This window comes from Streptomyces sp. NPDC048560, assembly GCF_040650955.1.
In the GTDB taxonomy this organism is placed as follows: domain Bacteria; phylum Actinomycetota; class Actinomycetes; order Streptomycetales; family Streptomycetaceae; genus Streptomyces.
The window spans coordinates 299,427-314,484 of record NZ_JBEZIJ010000003.1 but is presented as its reverse complement, the minus strand read 5'-3'; the positions used below and the strand labels follow the sequence as shown (position 1 = coordinate 314,484).

General features: G+C 69.8%; 12 protein-coding genes. 5 read left to right on the top strand and 7 right to left on the bottom strand.

The window, feature by feature from the left end; genetic code table 11:
- The first annotated feature begins 275 nt into the window (after positions 1 to 275).
- Both AB0C82_RS11340 and AB0C82_RS11335 read left to right on the top strand, forming a co-directional pair.
- Positions 276 to 1,283 (top strand): hypothetical protein, encoded by a 1,008-nt coding sequence (locus tag AB0C82_RS11340; protein ID WP_362839082.1) that lies wholly within the window; start codon positions 276 to 278, stop codon positions 1,281 to 1,283.
- A gap of 97 nt (positions 1,284 to 1,380) precedes the next feature.
- Complete coding sequence (locus AB0C82_RS11335) at positions 1,381 to 2,910, top strand: amino acid permease (RefSeq protein WP_362839080.1); 1,530 nt, start codon at positions 1,381 to 1,383, stop codon at positions 2,908 to 2,910.
- Between the two features lie 31 nt (positions 2,911 to 2,941).
- Here AB0C82_RS11335 and AB0C82_RS11330 read toward each other — a convergent pair whose 3' ends face one another.
- Positions 2,942 to 3,715, bottom strand: a complete 774-nt coding sequence (locus AB0C82_RS11330) for a sulfite exporter TauE/SafE family protein (RefSeq protein ID WP_362839077.1) — start codon at positions 3,713 to 3,715, stop codon at positions 2,942 to 2,944.
- A gap of 228 nt (positions 3,716 to 3,943) precedes the next feature.
- On the opposite strand from AB0C82_RS11330, the gene AB0C82_RS11325 reads away from it, so the two are divergent.
- Positions 3,944 to 5,830, top strand: a complete 1,887-nt coding sequence (locus AB0C82_RS11325) for a DUF2264 domain-containing protein (RefSeq protein ID WP_362839075.1) — start codon at positions 3,944 to 3,946, stop codon at positions 5,828 to 5,830.
- A gap of 58 nt (positions 5,831 to 5,888) precedes the next feature.
- On the opposite strand, the gene AB0C82_RS11320 is transcribed toward AB0C82_RS11325, so the two are convergent.
- The 4 genes from AB0C82_RS11320 to AB0C82_RS11305 form a co-directional block, all read right to left on the bottom strand.
- A complete protein-coding gene (locus tag AB0C82_RS11320; protein ID WP_362839072.1) occupies positions 5,889 to 6,533 on the bottom strand; it encodes an LUD domain-containing protein in 645 nt (214 codons plus the stop codon).
- On the bottom strand, positions 6,530 to 8,065 hold the full coding sequence (locus AB0C82_RS11315) for a LutB/LldF family L-lactate oxidation iron-sulfur protein (protein ID WP_362839070.1): 1,536 nt from the start codon (positions 8,063 to 8,065) through the stop codon (positions 6,530 to 6,532). Before AB0C82_RS11315 ends, AB0C82_RS11320 begins: the two co-directional genes overlap by 4 nt.
- A complete protein-coding gene (locus tag AB0C82_RS11310) occupies positions 8,062 to 8,829 on the bottom strand; it encodes a (Fe-S)-binding protein (RefSeq protein ID WP_362839068.1) in 768 nt (255 codons plus the stop codon). The genes AB0C82_RS11315 and AB0C82_RS11310 overlap by 4 nt, the downstream gene beginning before the upstream one ends.
- A 195-nt stretch (positions 8,830 to 9,024) precedes the next feature.
- Positions 9,025 to 9,765, bottom strand: coding sequence for an FCD domain-containing protein (locus AB0C82_RS11305; protein ID WP_362839066.1), 741 nt, complete (start codon positions 9,763 to 9,765; stop codon positions 9,025 to 9,027).
- Positions 9,766 to 9,952: 187 nt separating this feature from the next.
- On the opposite strand from AB0C82_RS11305, the gene AB0C82_RS11300 reads away from it, so the two are divergent.
- Positions 9,953 to 10,846, top strand: coding sequence for a DUF2510 domain-containing protein (locus tag AB0C82_RS11300; protein WP_362839841.1), 894 nt, complete (start codon positions 9,953 to 9,955; stop codon positions 10,844 to 10,846).
- An 87-nt stretch (positions 10,847 to 10,933) separates the two neighbouring features.
- Here AB0C82_RS11300 and AB0C82_RS11295 read toward each other — a convergent pair whose 3' ends face one another.
- Both AB0C82_RS11295 and AB0C82_RS11290 read right to left on the bottom strand, forming a co-directional pair.
- The gene (locus AB0C82_RS11295; RefSeq protein WP_362839063.1) at positions 10,934 to 12,379 is read right to left on the bottom strand and encodes a glyceraldehyde-3-phosphate dehydrogenase; all 1,446 of its coding nucleotides are present in this window, start codon (positions 12,377 to 12,379) and stop codon (positions 10,934 to 10,936) included.
- Between the two features lie 438 nt (positions 12,380 to 12,817).
- Complete coding sequence (locus AB0C82_RS11290) at positions 12,818 to 14,326, bottom strand: DUF4246 domain-containing protein (protein WP_362839060.1); 1,509 nt, start codon at positions 14,324 to 14,326, stop codon at positions 12,818 to 12,820.
- A 245-nt stretch (positions 14,327 to 14,571) separates the two neighbouring features.
- Between AB0C82_RS11290 and AB0C82_RS11285 the strand changes: the two genes are divergently transcribed.
- The gene (locus AB0C82_RS11285; RefSeq protein ID WP_362839057.1) at positions 14,572 to 15,012 is read left to right on the top strand and encodes a hypothetical protein; all 441 of its coding nucleotides are present in this window, start codon (positions 14,572 to 14,574) and stop codon (positions 15,010 to 15,012) included.
- Positions 15,013 to 15,058: the final 46 nt, after the last annotated feature.

Below are 15,058 nucleotides of genomic sequence, written 5' to 3'. Positions count from 1 at the left end.
CCTGGAACGAAGGACCATGATCTCGGACAACTTCCCTGTCCCGGACGCGACTTGGGCACGGTACCCCTTAAGATCCGGAAGTCCGCCCCAGGAGTGCTCAGCAGGCTCCACGCTCGGCGTGCCGAGCAGCAAGCGGACGCTCCCGGGCAGGTCACTGCCCGGACCAGGCCGACCCCCCACGCCTTGAGGATCCATGACGCCCAGACGCTGCCCCTTACCCCGATGCGCGGCGCATCGCCTCACCCAGTCAGGCCGTACGGGGGCGGGGCGAGCCGATGGCTCCCACTGACTTCCGGCCGGTCTATCACCCCGCGGGGCACGACCACGGTCTGCGCGGGGCGTTACAGGAACTGCGGACCGGGCGCTGGCTCTCGATGCGCGATCTGCTGGAGAGCACGCCCGACTGGGCGCTGTGGACCCAGCGGACCCAGGTGCTCGCGACGGCGGCCGCGGGTTCGGACACCGTCGACGCGTGGCAGGCCGAGGAGCCGCTGAGTGTCGCCGCCACCGTCATGCACGCCCGGGTCGTCGTGGAACGGGCGGTACGCGCCCACCGCGAAGGACACTCCCGGGCCAGGGAGTTGTGGCAGGAGGCGTGGGAGGGCTGCCGGTCGGCCGCACACGCCAGTCCTCCGGATCCGGTGCCGTGGGTCTGCCTGCTCGCCCTCTCCCAGCTCGACGAACGGCAGCGACTGAAGGAACACCGGCTGCCACCGCCCGGGCCGATGCTCTTCCCCGGCCCCTGGGGCCTGCTCGCGGAGGCTGACCGGCGTGATCCGCACAATCGCGAGACGTACCACCGGATGCTCCAGTTCGTCTACGCGAGACGCGCGGGCGGAACACTGTCGGAAGCGGTCGACTTCGCGCAGTGGGCGGCCTCCTCGGCCCCCGACGGCTCCGCGCTCCACGTCCTGCCGCTGTACGTGAGGGTGGAGCGCTACCGCCGCGAGCACGGCCACGAGAAGGCGCTCGATCTCCACTGGGTCACCGAGGACGGCGAACGGGACGCGCAGCGGGCGCTGCATCTCTGGTTCCACCGCACGGAGCCCGCCGCCCGGTCCCTCCTCGACCTCAACCACCTGGCGCACGCGCTGTGGGGATCGCTCCAGTTCACCGACGCCGCTCCCGTGTTCCAGGCCCTCGGCCCGTACTACACGCCGGTCCCCTGGGCGTACCGCACCCGGACGCCCGGTGATCCAGCGGGGGCGGAGGAGGTCTTCCTGCGCGCCCGCGGCAGATGCCTCACCGCCGCGGACGATCCGGCCGGCGGCCGGTACCGCTGAGGCACGGACGGGCCGCCGGACCGGTCCGCTCACCCGAACCGCCCGTCCCGTACGACCCGTTCACGTCCCGACCCGTCCCCCACCGGAGGATCGCTCCATGTCCATACCCGCCCAGACCCGGTCGAGCGCACCCGCACAACCACCCAAGGACGAGGAGCAGCGCCTGCGCGAACTGGGCTACCAGCCCGTGCTGGCCCGCCGCATGGGCGGCTTCGGCAACTTCGCGATCAGCTTCTCCGTCATCTCCATCCTGTCCGGCTGCATGACGCTGTACGGCTTCGGCATGTCCACGGGCGGCCCTGCCGTGATGCTCTGGGGCTGGGTCGGCGTGGGTGTCTTCGTCCTGTGCGTCGGCATGGCCCTGGCCGAGGTCACGAGCGCCTACCCGACGTCCGGGGCGCTGTACTACATGGCCGACCGGCTCGGCGGCCGCAAGTGGGGCTGGTACACCGGCTGGCTGAATCTGCTCGGTCTGCTGGGCGCCATCGCCGGCATCGACTACGGCGCCGCCCTGTTCACGGGGGCGCTGCTCAACCTCCAGTGGGGCTTCGATCCGACACCCGGCTCCACGATGGTCATCTTCCTCTGCATCCTGCTGCTGCACGCCGTGCTGAACCTGTTCGGTGTGCGTCTCGTGAGCGTGCTGAACTCGATCAGCGTGTGGTGGCACCTGGGAGGTGTGGCAGTGATCGTGAGCGTGCTGGCGATCGTGCCGTCCGACCACCAGTCGCCCTCGTTCGTCTTCACCGAGTTCGTGAACGGCACCGGCTGGGAGAACCCGCTGTACGTGGCGGCGATCGGCCTGCTGCTGGCCCAGTACACGTTCAGTGGGTACGACGCCTCCGCCCACCTGTCCGAGGAGACGTCCAACGCCTCGGTCTCCGCGGCCAAGGGCATCGTCCGGGCGATCTGGGTGTCCTGGGCGGCCGGTTTCGTGCTGCTCGCCGGTCTGACGTTCGCCATCCAGGACTACGCGGGCACACAGGACAGTGCGACCGGTGTGCCACCCGCGCAGATCCTGATCGACGCGCTCGGCACGGCGGGGGCGACGGTCATGCTGCTCATCGTGATCGCCGCCCAGCTGTTCTGCGGAAACGCCGAAGTCGCCGCCGCCAGCCGGATGGTCTTCGCGTTCAGCCGTGACAACGCGCTGCCGGGCTCCGCCCTGTGGCGCAAGGTGAGCGCGCGCACCCAGACGCCCGTCCCCGCCGTGTGGCTGTCCGTCTGTGTCGCCGCGCTCCTCGCCCTGCCCTCGCTGTACTCCGCGACCGCGTACGGCGCGGTGACGGCGATCAACGTCATCGGCATCACGCCCGCCTACGCCATTCCCATCTACCTGAAGCTGCGGGCCGGGGACCGTTTCGAGCGCGGCCCGTGGCATCTGGGCCGCTGGTCCAAGCCGATCGGCTGGATCGCCGTGGTCTGGGTCGGCGTCGTGTCCGTACTGTTCCTGCTGCCGCAGTCGGCGCCGGTGACGATGGAGTCGATGAACTACGCGTCGATCGCCCTCGTCAGCGTGCTGGTCCTGGCCACCGTGTGGTGGTTCGTCGCCCGCCGTTCGTACGGCACTCCGAAGGCGTACGGGAACGCCCGCGAGCAGGCGGAGATCGCGGAGGGCATCGTCTGACCCGGGCGTCCACTCCGGCGGGCGGGCTCCCTCAGCGCAGCAGCAGGTGGAGCCCGCCCAGCACGGTCGCCCCGATGACGAGCCGCTCGAAGAGCGTCTGGTTGATCCTGTCGACGCATCGGCGGCCGATGTAGGCGCCCGGAACGACGAAGAGCACCAGACAGGCGTCCAGCAGCAGCGACTGCGCGTCGATGAGACCGAGACCCACGCTGAACGGCACCTTGGTCACGTTGACGATCAGGAAGAACCAGGCCGAGGTGCCCAGGAAGCCGAGCTTGCGGAACCCGGCGGAGAGCAGGTAGAGCGACATGACGGGGCCGCCCGCGTTGGCGACCATGGTGGTGAAGCCGCCGAGCGCGCCATAGCTCCGGGCCTTGAACCGTGCGGCGCGCGAGAGGTTCCCGCCCGGCTCGTCCCCCGGTGCGGGCGCACCGCCCGCCGCGGTGCGCCGACGCCAGACGGTGACGCCCGACATGAAGAGCAGGATCGCGCCGATGGAGGTGCGCACCACCCCGTCGCCCGCCCACATCATGAAGAGGGTCCCCGCCACCACGCCCACGGCGACGGCGGGGAAGAGCCGTAGCAGTGTGGGCCAGTGGGCATGGCGCCGGTAGACGGCGACGGCGAGGAGGTCACCCGCGATCAGGATCGGAAGCAGCACCCCGGTCGATTCGCGGGCCGGCAGCACGGCCGCGAAGACCGCGAGGCTGATCGTGTTGGCTCCGCTGACAGCCGTCTTGGAGAAGCCGACGAGGGTGGATGCCGCCGCCAGGGCGGCCAGTTGCCACAGGGTGAGAGTGTCCATGCCGGATCAGATGGTAGACATCACCCCTCTCCGGCGGGCAGCCGTGTCACTCCGTGGTCGCTCACGAGAGGCCGGCGAGCACGGAGGCGCCGCCGGGCAGCGCACCGCACGACGCCCCACCCACCCTATGATCGATTGATCGATTCGATCTTCTTCTGAGCGTTCTCTTGACCCTTCGCCGATCGACCGATCAGGATTCGGGTGTCCCGAGAAAGGCTGCGCCTTCTGATGAGCCATCCCTTTGCACTTCCCGACGAAGACCGCGAAGCAAGCCCGTACACCGGCTATACCCGGGCGCACTGGGAAGCCACTGCGGACGGTCTGCTCGAAGCGGCCTGGCGGTGGGCCACGCCCGGAAGCGCCCTCCTCGACCTCCCGGGCCGGCCGTCCGCTTCCGGTGTCCGCTCCGACGGACTGGAGGGATACGCCCGTACGTTCCTCGCGGCAGGCTTCCGCGTCGCGGGCGCGGAGGGCGGGGATCCGCACGGCTGGCTCGACCGGTACGCGGACGGGCTGGCCGCCGGGACGCTTACGCCCGGCCGCGACGACACCGAGTCCTGGCCGCTGATCCTGGACCACCACGTGCGGGGACAGCCGATGGTGGAGTCGGCGTCCGTCGCCATCGGGCTGCGGCTCACCACACCCTGGCTCTGGGACCGGCTGGAATCCGGGGTGCAGGACCGTACCGAGGAGTGGCTGCGCGGGGCGCTGCGGCACACGCCTGCCCCCAACAACTGGTACCTCTTCCCCCAGGCGGTGGCAGGCTTCCTGGAGTCGGTCGGCCGCGGCGACGCGGAGACGGCGCGCGCGCTGGACCGGGCGGAGGAGCTGATGGAGGGCTGGTACCGCGGCGACGGCTGGTACGCCGACGGTGACGGCCGGGCCTTCGACCACTACAACGGCTGGGCCCTGCACCTGTACCCGATGCTGCACGCCCACCTGGCGGGCGACAAGGAACAGTCCGCGCGCTACGGCGGGCGACTGCGCGAGCATCTCGGCGGGCTGTCGCTGCTGTTCGGCTCGGACGGGGCGCCGATCCACTTCGGCCGGTCGCTCACCTACCGCTTCGCGGCCGGTTCCGCCGTCGCGCTCGGCGCCCTCACCGGACACACCCCGCTCTCGCCCGGCACCTCGCGCCGGCTGATCAGCGGGACGCTGCGCTACTTCCTGGACCGGGGGGCGGTGGGTGAGGACGGGCTCCTCGGTCTGGGCTGGCACGGCCCGCACGAGGCGACGCTCCAGACGTACTCGGGACCCGCCTCGCCGTACTGGGCGTCCAAGGGCTTCGTCTCCCTGCTCGCCCCGGCCGGTCATCCGCTGTGGACCGCGACGGAGGAAGCGGCACCGGGCGAGGGACCCGACCAGGTGCTCGCCCTGCCCGCTCCCGGGTTCCTCGTGCAGTCCACGCGGGCGGACGGCATCGTCCGGCTGCACAACCACGGAAGTGACCATGTCCGGCCGCACGAGGGCGAGTCGGCGGCCCAGGAGGACCCGCTCTACAGCCGCCAGGCGTACTCGACCGTCACCGGTCCCACGGCGAGGGCGAATCACGCGGACAACCACCTGGCCGTGGTCGTCGCGGGGGTGCGCAGCCATCGGCGCCGCATCCACCCGCTCGGTGCGGGCGGTGGCGGCGGCTGGGGCTGGGCCGGCTCCTGGCATCTGCCGCTGTTCGCCTCGGGCCCGCCGACGGTGCCGGGGATGCGGGTCGAGAGCGTGACCGTGGCCAGGGGCCGCTACGAGCTCCGGGCCCACCGCGCCCTCGGTGTCCCTGCGGGGTCACGGGTCGAGCAGACGGGGTGGGCGACGGGCCGCGACGACGCGTTGACGTCCGCGCTGCACGGCCTGCACGGCTGGGAGGAGCACGAGGAGGTACGGGCTCCGCAGGGCACGGCGTACACGAACTGGGCGGTGATGCCACGGCTCTCAGGGGCGGCGGAGGGCACGGTGATCCTGCTGTCGCTCGCCTCGCTCACCGGGCGGAGCGACCCGGTTCCGCTGCCCGAGGTGCTGAGCGGGGTACGGGTCGACGGCTGCCGGATCGAGGTCGGCTGGACGGACGACGGGTCCACGACACGTATCGACTTCGAACCGCTCACGGTCACGCACGGCTGAACGGCCGTCGAGCCCGCCCGGTGACCGGTTTCCCGGGCCGCCGGGCGGGCTCGGCTTCCTACACGTCCGTGCGGATCACGACCACCAGCGTGCGGGGGCCGTGCACCCCCTCGACCCGCTCCAGCTCGATGTCCGAGGTCGCCGAAGGGCCGCTGACCAGCGTCGTCGGCCGTTCCGGCACCAGCCTGGCGACGGCCTCCGGCACTCCGGCCTCGACCGTCGACAGGTCGACGACGCACACATGGACGTCGGGGACGAGCGAGAGCGCCCTGCGGCCCTGGCCGGGCGAACCGTCGAGGAAGATCGTGCCGGTCTCGGCGCAGCTGACGGCCGAGGCCGTGATCACCCCGTCCAGCGCGTCGAGGCTCGGCGCGGGGATGTCGGCGGAGTCCCGCTGGACCTCCCCGTCGTAGCGGCCGAGCCATCCCTCGTCGAGCCCGTCAGGTACACCGATCCGCCGTGCGCCGAGCGCGCGCAGCACGTCGGCGACGACCTCGGCGGTCTGGTCGGCGGTGCAGGTGCGCACCTGCGCCCTGTAGTCGACGAGCCGGTGGGTCAGCAGGGCGAGCCGCTCGTCGTCGGGCAGGGTGCGTCCGGTGCGGTAGGCGCGCGGGATGGTGGTCGCGGGCGTCGGGGCCAGAGCGAGGGCGTCGCGGACACGGCCGAGCACGGTCTCCCTGGCACCCGCCTGAGGGGTGGTCATTTCTTTTTCTCCTCGACGGAGTCGGTGTACTCGTCGGCGGCGGCGCGCATCGTGGCGGCGCCTTCTTCGGATGCCAGCCAGGAGCGGAAGGTCTGCCTGGGCGGGGCGGGGGTGTCCCGGCTGTCGCTCCAGCCGTCGAAGGGGGCCGGCAGCCGGGAGATCGTGCCGCTCCGCCCGGCGACGGCCCGGCCGACCCCGGATGCCTTCTGCGCGGCCTTGTACAGCTTCGGCCGCTTCATCACGCCCGCGGCGGCCTTCATGGCGAGCTTCTCCGCGGTCGTACCGGACTGTTCGGTGTTCTGGTGGCGCAGTTCGACGAGCATCGAGGGAATGTCGATCTTCACGGGGCAGGCGTCGAAACATGCACCGCAGAGGCTGGAGGCGTACGGGAGCGAGCTGTTGGGGTCGTCCTTGGCCGCGTGCATCCCGGCGAGCTGCGGGGTGAGGACCGCGCCGATCGGTCCGGGGTAGGTGGATCCGTAGGCGTGCCCGCCCGCCCTCTCGTACACCGGACAGACGTTGAGACAGGCCGAGCAGCGGATGCAGTTGAGCGCCTCGCGGCCGATCCTGTCGGCGAGCGCGGCCGTGCGTCCGTTGTCGAGGAGGATCAGGTGGAAGTCCTGCGGGCCGTCGCCGGGAGTCACGCCGGTCCACAGGGAGGTGTAGGGGTTCATGCGCTCACCCGTCGATGAGCGGGGCAGCAACTGGAGGAAGACTTCCAGGTCCTGGAAGCGCGGCAGCACCTTCTCGATGCCCATGAGGGTGATGAGGGTGTCGGGCAGGGTCAGGCACATCCGCCCGTTGCCCTCGGACTCGACCACGGACAGGGTGCCGGTCTCCGCGATACCGAAGTTGGCGCCCGAGACGGCCACCTTCGTCGTCATGAACTTCTCGCGGAGATAGGCGCGGGCGGCTGCCGCGAGGTGCGCGGGCACGTTGTCGAGGTCCGGGTCGACGCCCGGGATCTCGTCGAGGAAGATCTGCCGGATCTCGTCGCGGTTGCGGTGGATCGCGGGCACCAGGATGTGCGAGGGCTTGTCGTGGGCGAGCTGCACGATGAGTTCGGCCAGGTCGGTCTCGTACGGGGTGATGCCGAGCGATTCCAGGTGTTCGTTGAGGCCGGTCTCCTGGGTCGCCATGGACTTGACCTTGATGACGTCACTGCTGCCGGTCTCCTTGATCAGCTGGGCGACGATCTCGTTGGCCTCGTCGCCGTCCCGCGCCCAGTGGACGGTTCCGCCGCTCTCGGTGACCTTGCGCTCCAGCTGCTCCAGGAGCTCGGGCAGCCGGTTCATGGTGTCGGTCTTGATGGCGGCGCCCGCGTCGCGCAGTTCCTCCCAGTCGGGGAGTTCGCCGGTGACGTGGAGGCGCTTGCCCCGGATGGTGTGGGTGGCCCTGCCGAGGTTGCGGCGCAGTTGTCCGTTGCGCAGTTCGTCACGGGCGGCCTCGGGGAACTTCCGCTCGCCGCGCAGGTTGCCCGTGCCGTACGGGGAGCGGGGCGGGGTGGCGGGCATACCGAGGAACGTACTCATGCGGCGGCCTCCGTCAGGACGTACGGCGAGGTGCGGGTGGAGGCGAGGATCTGCGCGAGGTGCAGGGTGCGCGCGCCCGCCTTGATGCGGGAGAGTCCGCCGCCGATGTGCATCAGGCAGGAGGAGTCTCCCGCGGTGCATACGTCGGCCGCCGTGGTGGCGATGTTGCGCATCTTGTCCTGGAGCATCGCCGTGGACGTCTCCGCGTTCTTGACGGCGAAGGTGCCGCCGAAGCCGCAGCAGGAGTCCGCTTCGGGGAGCTCGACGAGATCGATGGAGTCGACGGCGCGGAGCAGCCGCAGCGGCTTGTCACCGACACGGAGCATCCGCAGGGAGTGGCAGGTGGGGTGGTAGGTGACGCGGTACGGGAAGTGGGCGCCGACCGACGAGACGTCGAGGACGTCGACGAGGAACTCGGAGAGTTCGTACGTCTTGGCCTTGACGACGGCGACTCCGGCACGGAGCGAGGCGTCGCCGTACCGCTCGGCGATGAGCTCGTGCTGGTGGCGGACCGATCCCGCGCACGACCCGGAGGGCATGACGACCGCTTCGATGGAGGAGTCGCCGAACTGGTCGGCGAAGTTGCGCACCAGTGGGACGGGCTCGCGCTGGTAGCCGGTGTTGACGTGCATCTGGCCGCAGCAGGTCTGCTCCGGCGGGAACACCACGTCGTGTCCCAGGCGGGCGAGCAGGATCGCGGTGCTTTTCACCGCCTCGGGGAAGAGCGTGTCTCCCAGACAGGTGGCGAAGAGTCCGATGCGCATGGGGCCTCCCCGGTCGTTATATGGTCGGACCATACTAGCCTCGGTCCTAATGAGGAAGCCGTGAACACACGAAAGCGGGGACGGCGCGTCGTGCGCCGTCCCCGCCCAGTCGCGGTCCTGCTCCGCCCGGCCCGCTCCACCGGGTACGTCCTGCGGGTCCGGTCCCGCCCGCTGTGCCCGGCCTCCGGGTGCGTCTCAGTCGCGTGGATCCCGGGAGATCTCGTCGACGAGCGTTCCGTGGAGGCCACGGATGTGCTGCTCGACCAGATCGGCAGCCTCGCCGCCTCGCCCTTCACGCACCAGCCGCAGCAGTTCCAGATGATGGGCGTTGAGTGCGGTGGCGGTGGCGGGCCAGTCCTCGGCCTCCTCCAGTGCGCGCAGGATCAGCGGTCGTACCGACTCACGCACCGCGGACGTGAGCGTGGAGGTCAGTTCGTTGCCCGAGCCGCGGGCGATCAGGACGTGGAAGCGGGTGTCCAGATCGTTGAACTCGGTCACGCCGACGTCCCGCTCCCCCATCCGTACGACCAACCGTTCGGCCTCGTCGAGGACTTCGGCCGAGGCATGCCGGGCGGCGGCCTCGAAGCTTGACCGCTCAAGAACGACGCGGGCCTCCAGCACGTCGTGCAGGCTGTAGCTGCCGAGCGCGAAGTGCAGGCGCAGCAGCCGCCCGAGCGCGTCGTCGGGATGGCGCACGATGCGCGCCCCGGAATCGGGACCTCTGCCGGGCTGGGCCACCAGCACGCCGATGGTCTCCAGGACCCGCAGCGCCTCCCGCAGCGCCGACCGGCTGACGCCGAGGACCGGCGCCAGTTCCCGCTCGGGGGGCAGCCGGTCCCCCGCCTTCAGCTCGCCCGCGAAGACCCGCTCCTCGATGCTCTGGAGCACGAGTTCATGGGTGCGGGACTGCCGTACGGGTTGCCACTCGACAGGCATCCGCTACTCCCTGGTCCGCGCGATACGCATGATCCGACTATGTCACACAGGTTTTGTGGTAGGACCAAAGCATCCCGGTCGGCCCGACGGCTCGGAGAGCCGACACGCGACCGTCCGGCGCCCCACGCCGCCACCCCGCTTCATGTGATTCTCACGCTGTCCAATTAATGTGCACACCGTGACCCAGATGACCCCGCCCGGCTGGCATCCAGACCCCGGGCACTCAGGAATCGGCCCCGCCCAGGAACGCTGGTGGGACGGGAGCCGCTGGACGGACCAACTCCGCCTGCCACCCGCGGCCGTCCGCCGGCGCCGGATGCGTATCGGCGCGGGAGTCGCCGCAGGCGTGGTGCTGCTCGCCGCCGTCGGAGGCGGGGCGTTCCTGCTGGGGCAGGACTCCGGCGACCGGACGGACAGCGCCGCCGCCACCGCTCCCCCTTCCGGACCGTCCACCGGCGCACCCGGCGATCCAGGTGTGCCCGAGGACCGTGACGAGGGCGGCGGTCAGGCCCCCGGGCAGCAGGGACCGCCGACCGAGGAGGGGTACGCGACCGACCTGGCGAGCGGGATCAGTATCCCGGTGCCCGACGGCTGGACCGGTTCGTCGGGCGTCATGGGCGCCGGGCTGACCACGGGCGAGCACCCCTGCCCGGGGGACGCCGACGAGAACTGCGTACGCGGCGGGGTGTTCTCCGCACCGGCGGCCGTCCTCAAGCTGAAGGCGACCACGGCGGAGGCGGCGGCGAAGGAGGACATCGCGGCCAACGCGGAGGAGTCGTACGGCGAGAAGATCTACGAAGGGATCACCTCGCACCGGACACTCAAGTCCGAGGCAGTCACCGTGGCCGGCCAGAAGGGCTACCTGGTGCGCTGGGAAGTGGTGACGAAGAAGGGCGACGACGGGTACGTCGAATCGCTGGCGTTCCCCTCACCCACCGCCAAGGGCCAACTGGTCGTCGTGCGTTCCGGCTTCGACATCAACGACGAGGCGCCGAAGCTCTCCGTCCTGGACGACATCACGAAGGGCATCAAGGCCGCTTCGAACGCCGGCTCAGGCCCGGGCTCGGGCGAGACCACCTGAGTCACGCCCGTACTGCCGGCACACGAAGGAGGCCGTACCGGATCGCTCCGGTACGGCCTCCTCTTCAGCGCGCTGCTGCCGTCCTGATCAGACGACCGGGACCGGGAAGGTCGGGTACTCCACGCCGGAGACGTGCTGGACGACCCGGATGACCTGGCACGAGTAGCCGAACTCGTTGTCGTACCAGAGGTAGAGGATCGCGTCGTCGCCCTCGACCTTGGTGGCTCCGGCGTCGACGATCGAGGCGTGGCGCGAACCGATGAAGTCGCTCGACACCGCGTCGGGAGCGGTCGTGAAGTCGATCTGGCGCTTCAGCGGCGAGGTCAGCGACACGTTACGGAGGTAGTTGAGGACCTCCTCGCGGGTCGTCTCTCGGCCGAGCCGCAGGCTCAGGATCGCGATCGAGACGTCCGGCACCGGAACACGGATCGAGCTGCCGGTGATCCGCGCGTCGAGCTCGGGGAGGGCCTTGGCCACGGCGGCCGCGGCACCCGTCTCGGTGATGACCATGTTCAGCGGCGCCGAACGGCCACGGCGGTCGGAGCTGTGGTAATTGTCCAGCAGGTTCTGGTCGTTGGTGAACGAGTGCACCGTCTCCACGTGACCGCGGAGAACGCCGTACTCCTCCGCCATCGCCTTGAGCGGCGGAACGATCGCGTTCGTGGTGCACGAGGCGCAGGACAGGATCTGCTCGTCCGGCTTGATCGTGTCGTGGTTGACGCCGTGGACGATGTTGGGGACGTCGCCCTTGCCCGGAGCGGTCAGGACGACCTTGTCGATCCCGGGACGCAGGTGCTTCGACAGCCCCTCGCGGTCACGCCACTTGCCGGTGTTGTCGATCAGGATGGCGTCCTTGATGCCGTACGCCGTGTAGTCGACCTCGGACGGGTCGTTGGCGTAGATCACCTTGATCTCGTTGCCGTTGGCGATGATCGTGCTGGTCGCCTCGTCAACGGTGATCGTGCCCTGGAACTGACCGTGGATCGAGTCGCGCCGCAGCAGCGAGGCGCGCTTGACGATGTCCTGCTTGCCGCCCTGACGGACGACGATGGCGCGCAGCCGCAGACCGTTGCCGGAACCGGCCTTCTCGATGAGCAGCCGGGCGACGAGACGGCCGATGCGGCCGAAGCCGTACAGGACGACGTCGCGGCCCTCACGGCGCTCTGCCTTGTTGGCACCGGTGGCGCCGGCGACGGCCTCCGCGGTGAACTCCGCGACCGAGAGACCTCGGCCGTCGGCCTTGTACGTCACGGCGAGCATGCCGATGTCGATCTGCGAAGGACCGAGGTCCAGCGTGGTGAGCGCCTGGAGGAACGGCAGCGTCTCGGTGACCGAGAGCTCCTCGCCGTCGATCTGGCGGGCGAACCGGTGGGTCTTCAGGATGCTGACCACCGACTTGTTCACCAGGGAGCGGCTGTGGAGAAGGACCGTGACGTCCCGCTCCCGGTGCAGCTTCCCGATGACGGGGATCATCGACTCCGCGATCTCTTCGCGGATCATCCAGTTGGTGAACGAGTCGTCATTGACAGTCACAGGTTTATCTTTCGAGCTAGGCGGCGCTCATATGCTAACCCCATGCCACTTTGATCATTCAATGGGTGCCACCCGAGCGGCCACGAAACCGCCGAACGGCATCCACGGCGCAGGCGCGGGCTGCTTGCGCCCACCTCTCGCACAGGCCCCGGAAACGACTCGGGGCCCGTCCGAAGACGGGCCCCGAGCTGTTGAGACGCCCGACATCACGGCCCGGGAACGGCACGCCGCCCTTCGGCACCGGCGCACCCGACGCCATCGCCTGCCGCGTCACGTCCGAAGGATCCGATCCACGCCCTGCGCGCGGGGCCCGTCCTCAACGGTGACGGCGACGCGCGATGTCCCCGCCGGACTCCGCCGGGAGGGGCGCCGCGCCGGCACCTCGTCGAGCCAGCAGCCCATACCCTCCTGAACTACGCCTTTCAGGACAGAAGGGGTTCAATGCTCGCAGAGGGAGAACTCTCGCTCGTAGAGCTGCTCGTTGTGTTCGTCGACGAAGAACTTGCGTTCCCGCATGAGTTGCTCGCGGTAGTCCTTCGCCTGCTCAAGTGTCATGGTCGAGGTGTCGGACCACGGTTGCTGCGGTGGCACTTCGGATGTCGAGACGATCTTTTCCGACGGGTCCACCAGGAAGAACGCGAGAATCTTGCGGTGCCCGGGACGGGTGGGATCGATGAGACGGAATGCGCCGACGCGGTGTTGCAGGACGTTCGGGAACGCCAGGCAGCGACCTGCCGGCGTCGATGCCGATCCCAGCATCTGGTTCAGCGCGTCTTCGTCCTCCAGGCCGTAGACCTCGCGCAGACCGTTGTCGTCGTTCTGTTCGTAGTGCGGGTCGTCGAGTGCCGCCCGGAAGCTCAGCCGGCTCTCGGTGATGTTCTCGCTGTCCCAGTAGTAGATGCCGGTCGAGACGATCCGCTCGTTCAGCATCCCCTCGACGTGCCAGGACCCGCCTGCGTACTCGGGCTTGTCCGGGGTGAGATGAACGGTGGCGAGCTTGACGATGACCTGCAGGCGGCGGCCGCGCAGGTCGACTCGGGCGGATCCGTCGGGCAACTCGGGCGGGGTGAAGGCCGGGGCGTCCGGGATGACCGGGCTGCGATTTTCCCACCAGTCGTCCTGGGCCGCTTCCCATGCGCGGATGGCTTCGTCGTGGGCCCCGTCATCACCGTAGGAGGACTTGTCCGGATACTCCGGCTCCGAGTCGTACCACCCGAAGGGATCGGCCTGGATCCGCGGGGGGCGCGGATGGCGCAGATCGGTGAGCACGTTCTCCAGCAGCGGGCGCATGCGCGCGAACAAGTCCGGCAGGACGGAAGCCAGTTCGTGATGAGTCACGGGGTGGACGTTGTTCACGTACGAACGGAAGGCGACATCGCCGTCGTCACTGATGTCGACGTCCGTCGGCAGCCACTGGAACTTCTCCGAGAACTCGTACTTCGAGTAGCGGTCCGTCGAGTTCCGCCAAGCCCGCTCGGGCGCGCCGCTCACCTCTCTTACCAGGCAGAACAGTGAGGGATGAACAATATCCAGTACCTGGCCGCCGGATCCGGGATGCCAGTCCCGCTCTGCTTCGGGGACCTGTTCGAGAACCCGGACCGCCTCGCGCAGCCGGGACCCGAGCTTGTCGTCGACCAGGGTGTCCGACTGCCACACCCCGTCGACGGCGGACACCTCGACGCCCGTTCGCCCGTCCCGCAGCGCGGCATAGTGCTCAAGTTCGGCAAGCACGTAACGAACCTGCGCCTCGGTGAGGCCCTGGTCGAGCGCTTCTCGCGTCCACCTGGCGACGATGTCGGCGTCGTTCATCTTGTCGAACCACCCCGGCTTCGCCCGGATATGGGCGCTGCACTGCGTCATCTGAAGTTCCCGCAGCGTTCGGGGAGTCGCGAACGACACGGAACGAGAAGCGCGAAAGGGCAGCGGGAAAGCAGACAGGCCGGTCAAGTCTCTTGGTCCCTCGAATCGGTGAGCGGTGGCGGGAAGACTAGCTCAGCGGACCGACACCGCAGCCGTGGTCCCTTTCCGCCGGTGCGGCGTTGCGGAGGCCCAGCGGACGGAGTCGCTCCCGCCCTGACGCGCGAGGTGGTTCCTCTCTCGCCGAGCGGCGGGCTCGTTCGTGCCCGCGCCTGAATCCGGAAGGCCAGGGCCCTGGTGCGCGGGGCAGCGGCCGGGCAGGCTAGTTTGCTCGGGTGAGTCTCCTTGATGATGTGGCAGAGCGCGACGGCTGGCTGTGCTGGGTGTGTGACGAACCGGTCGACCCCCACGAGTCGGTGAACGACCCCCGAGGACCCAGCGTCGACAGCCGGACCGCCGACCGGAAGGCCAAGGTCGCCGAACGGCTCGCGCACCGTGGGTGCAACACCCGCAAGGGCGCGGTCAAGGTGGTCATCGCCTGGCCGGACCATCTGTACGTGGCCGAACCCGCGCCCCTGATCACGGTCGCCGGAAGGCTGGAGCGCAAGGGCGGCCGCGAGATGGTGGGCCGCTGTCCGAACAGGCGGGACGCCCAAGAGGCGGCGGACTGGCTGGTGGACCGGTTCTCCCGACTCGTACCGGGGCTGCCGGTCACCGCCGACATCGAGGCGGGCGGCGGCCAGTTCCTCGTCATCCTGGCAACCGGCCGCCGCTGACCGGGGATCACCGGAGACCACTCCCGCCGAGCCGACCCGCCGGCCC

Bases quoted from the DNA above. Each gene is read 5' to 3' on its own strand.
- AB0C82_RS11340 (WP_362839082.1), top strand. From the start codon at position 276: ATGGCTCCCACTGACTTCCGGCCGGTCTATCACCCCGCGGGGCACGAC.
- AB0C82_RS11335 (WP_362839080.1), top strand. From the start codon at position 1,381: ATGTCCATACCCGCCCAGACCCGGTCGAGCGCACCCGCACAACCACCC.
- AB0C82_RS11330 (WP_362839077.1), bottom strand. From the start codon at position 3,715: ATGGACACTCTCACCCTGTGGCAACTGGCCGCCCTGGCGGCGGCATCC.
- AB0C82_RS11325 (WP_362839075.1), top strand. From the start codon at position 3,944: ATGAGCCATCCCTTTGCACTTCCCGACGAAGACCGCGAAGCAAGCCCG.
- AB0C82_RS11320 (WP_362839072.1), bottom strand. From the start codon at position 6,533: ATGACCACCCCTCAGGCGGGTGCCAGGGAGACCGTGCTCGGCCGTGTC.
- AB0C82_RS11315 (WP_362839070.1), bottom strand. From the start codon at position 8,065: ATGAGTACGTTCCTCGGTATGCCCGCCACCCCGCCCCGCTCCCCGTAC.
- AB0C82_RS11310 (WP_362839068.1), bottom strand. From the start codon at position 8,829: ATGCGCATCGGACTCTTCGCCACCTGTCTGGGAGACACGCTCTTCCCC.
- AB0C82_RS11305 (WP_362839066.1), bottom strand. From the start codon at position 9,765: ATGCCTGTCGAGTGGCAACCCGTACGGCAGTCCCGCACCCATGAACTC.
- AB0C82_RS11300 (WP_362839841.1), top strand. From the start codon at position 9,953: ATGACCCCGCCCGGCTGGCATCCAGACCCCGGGCACTCAGGAATCGGC.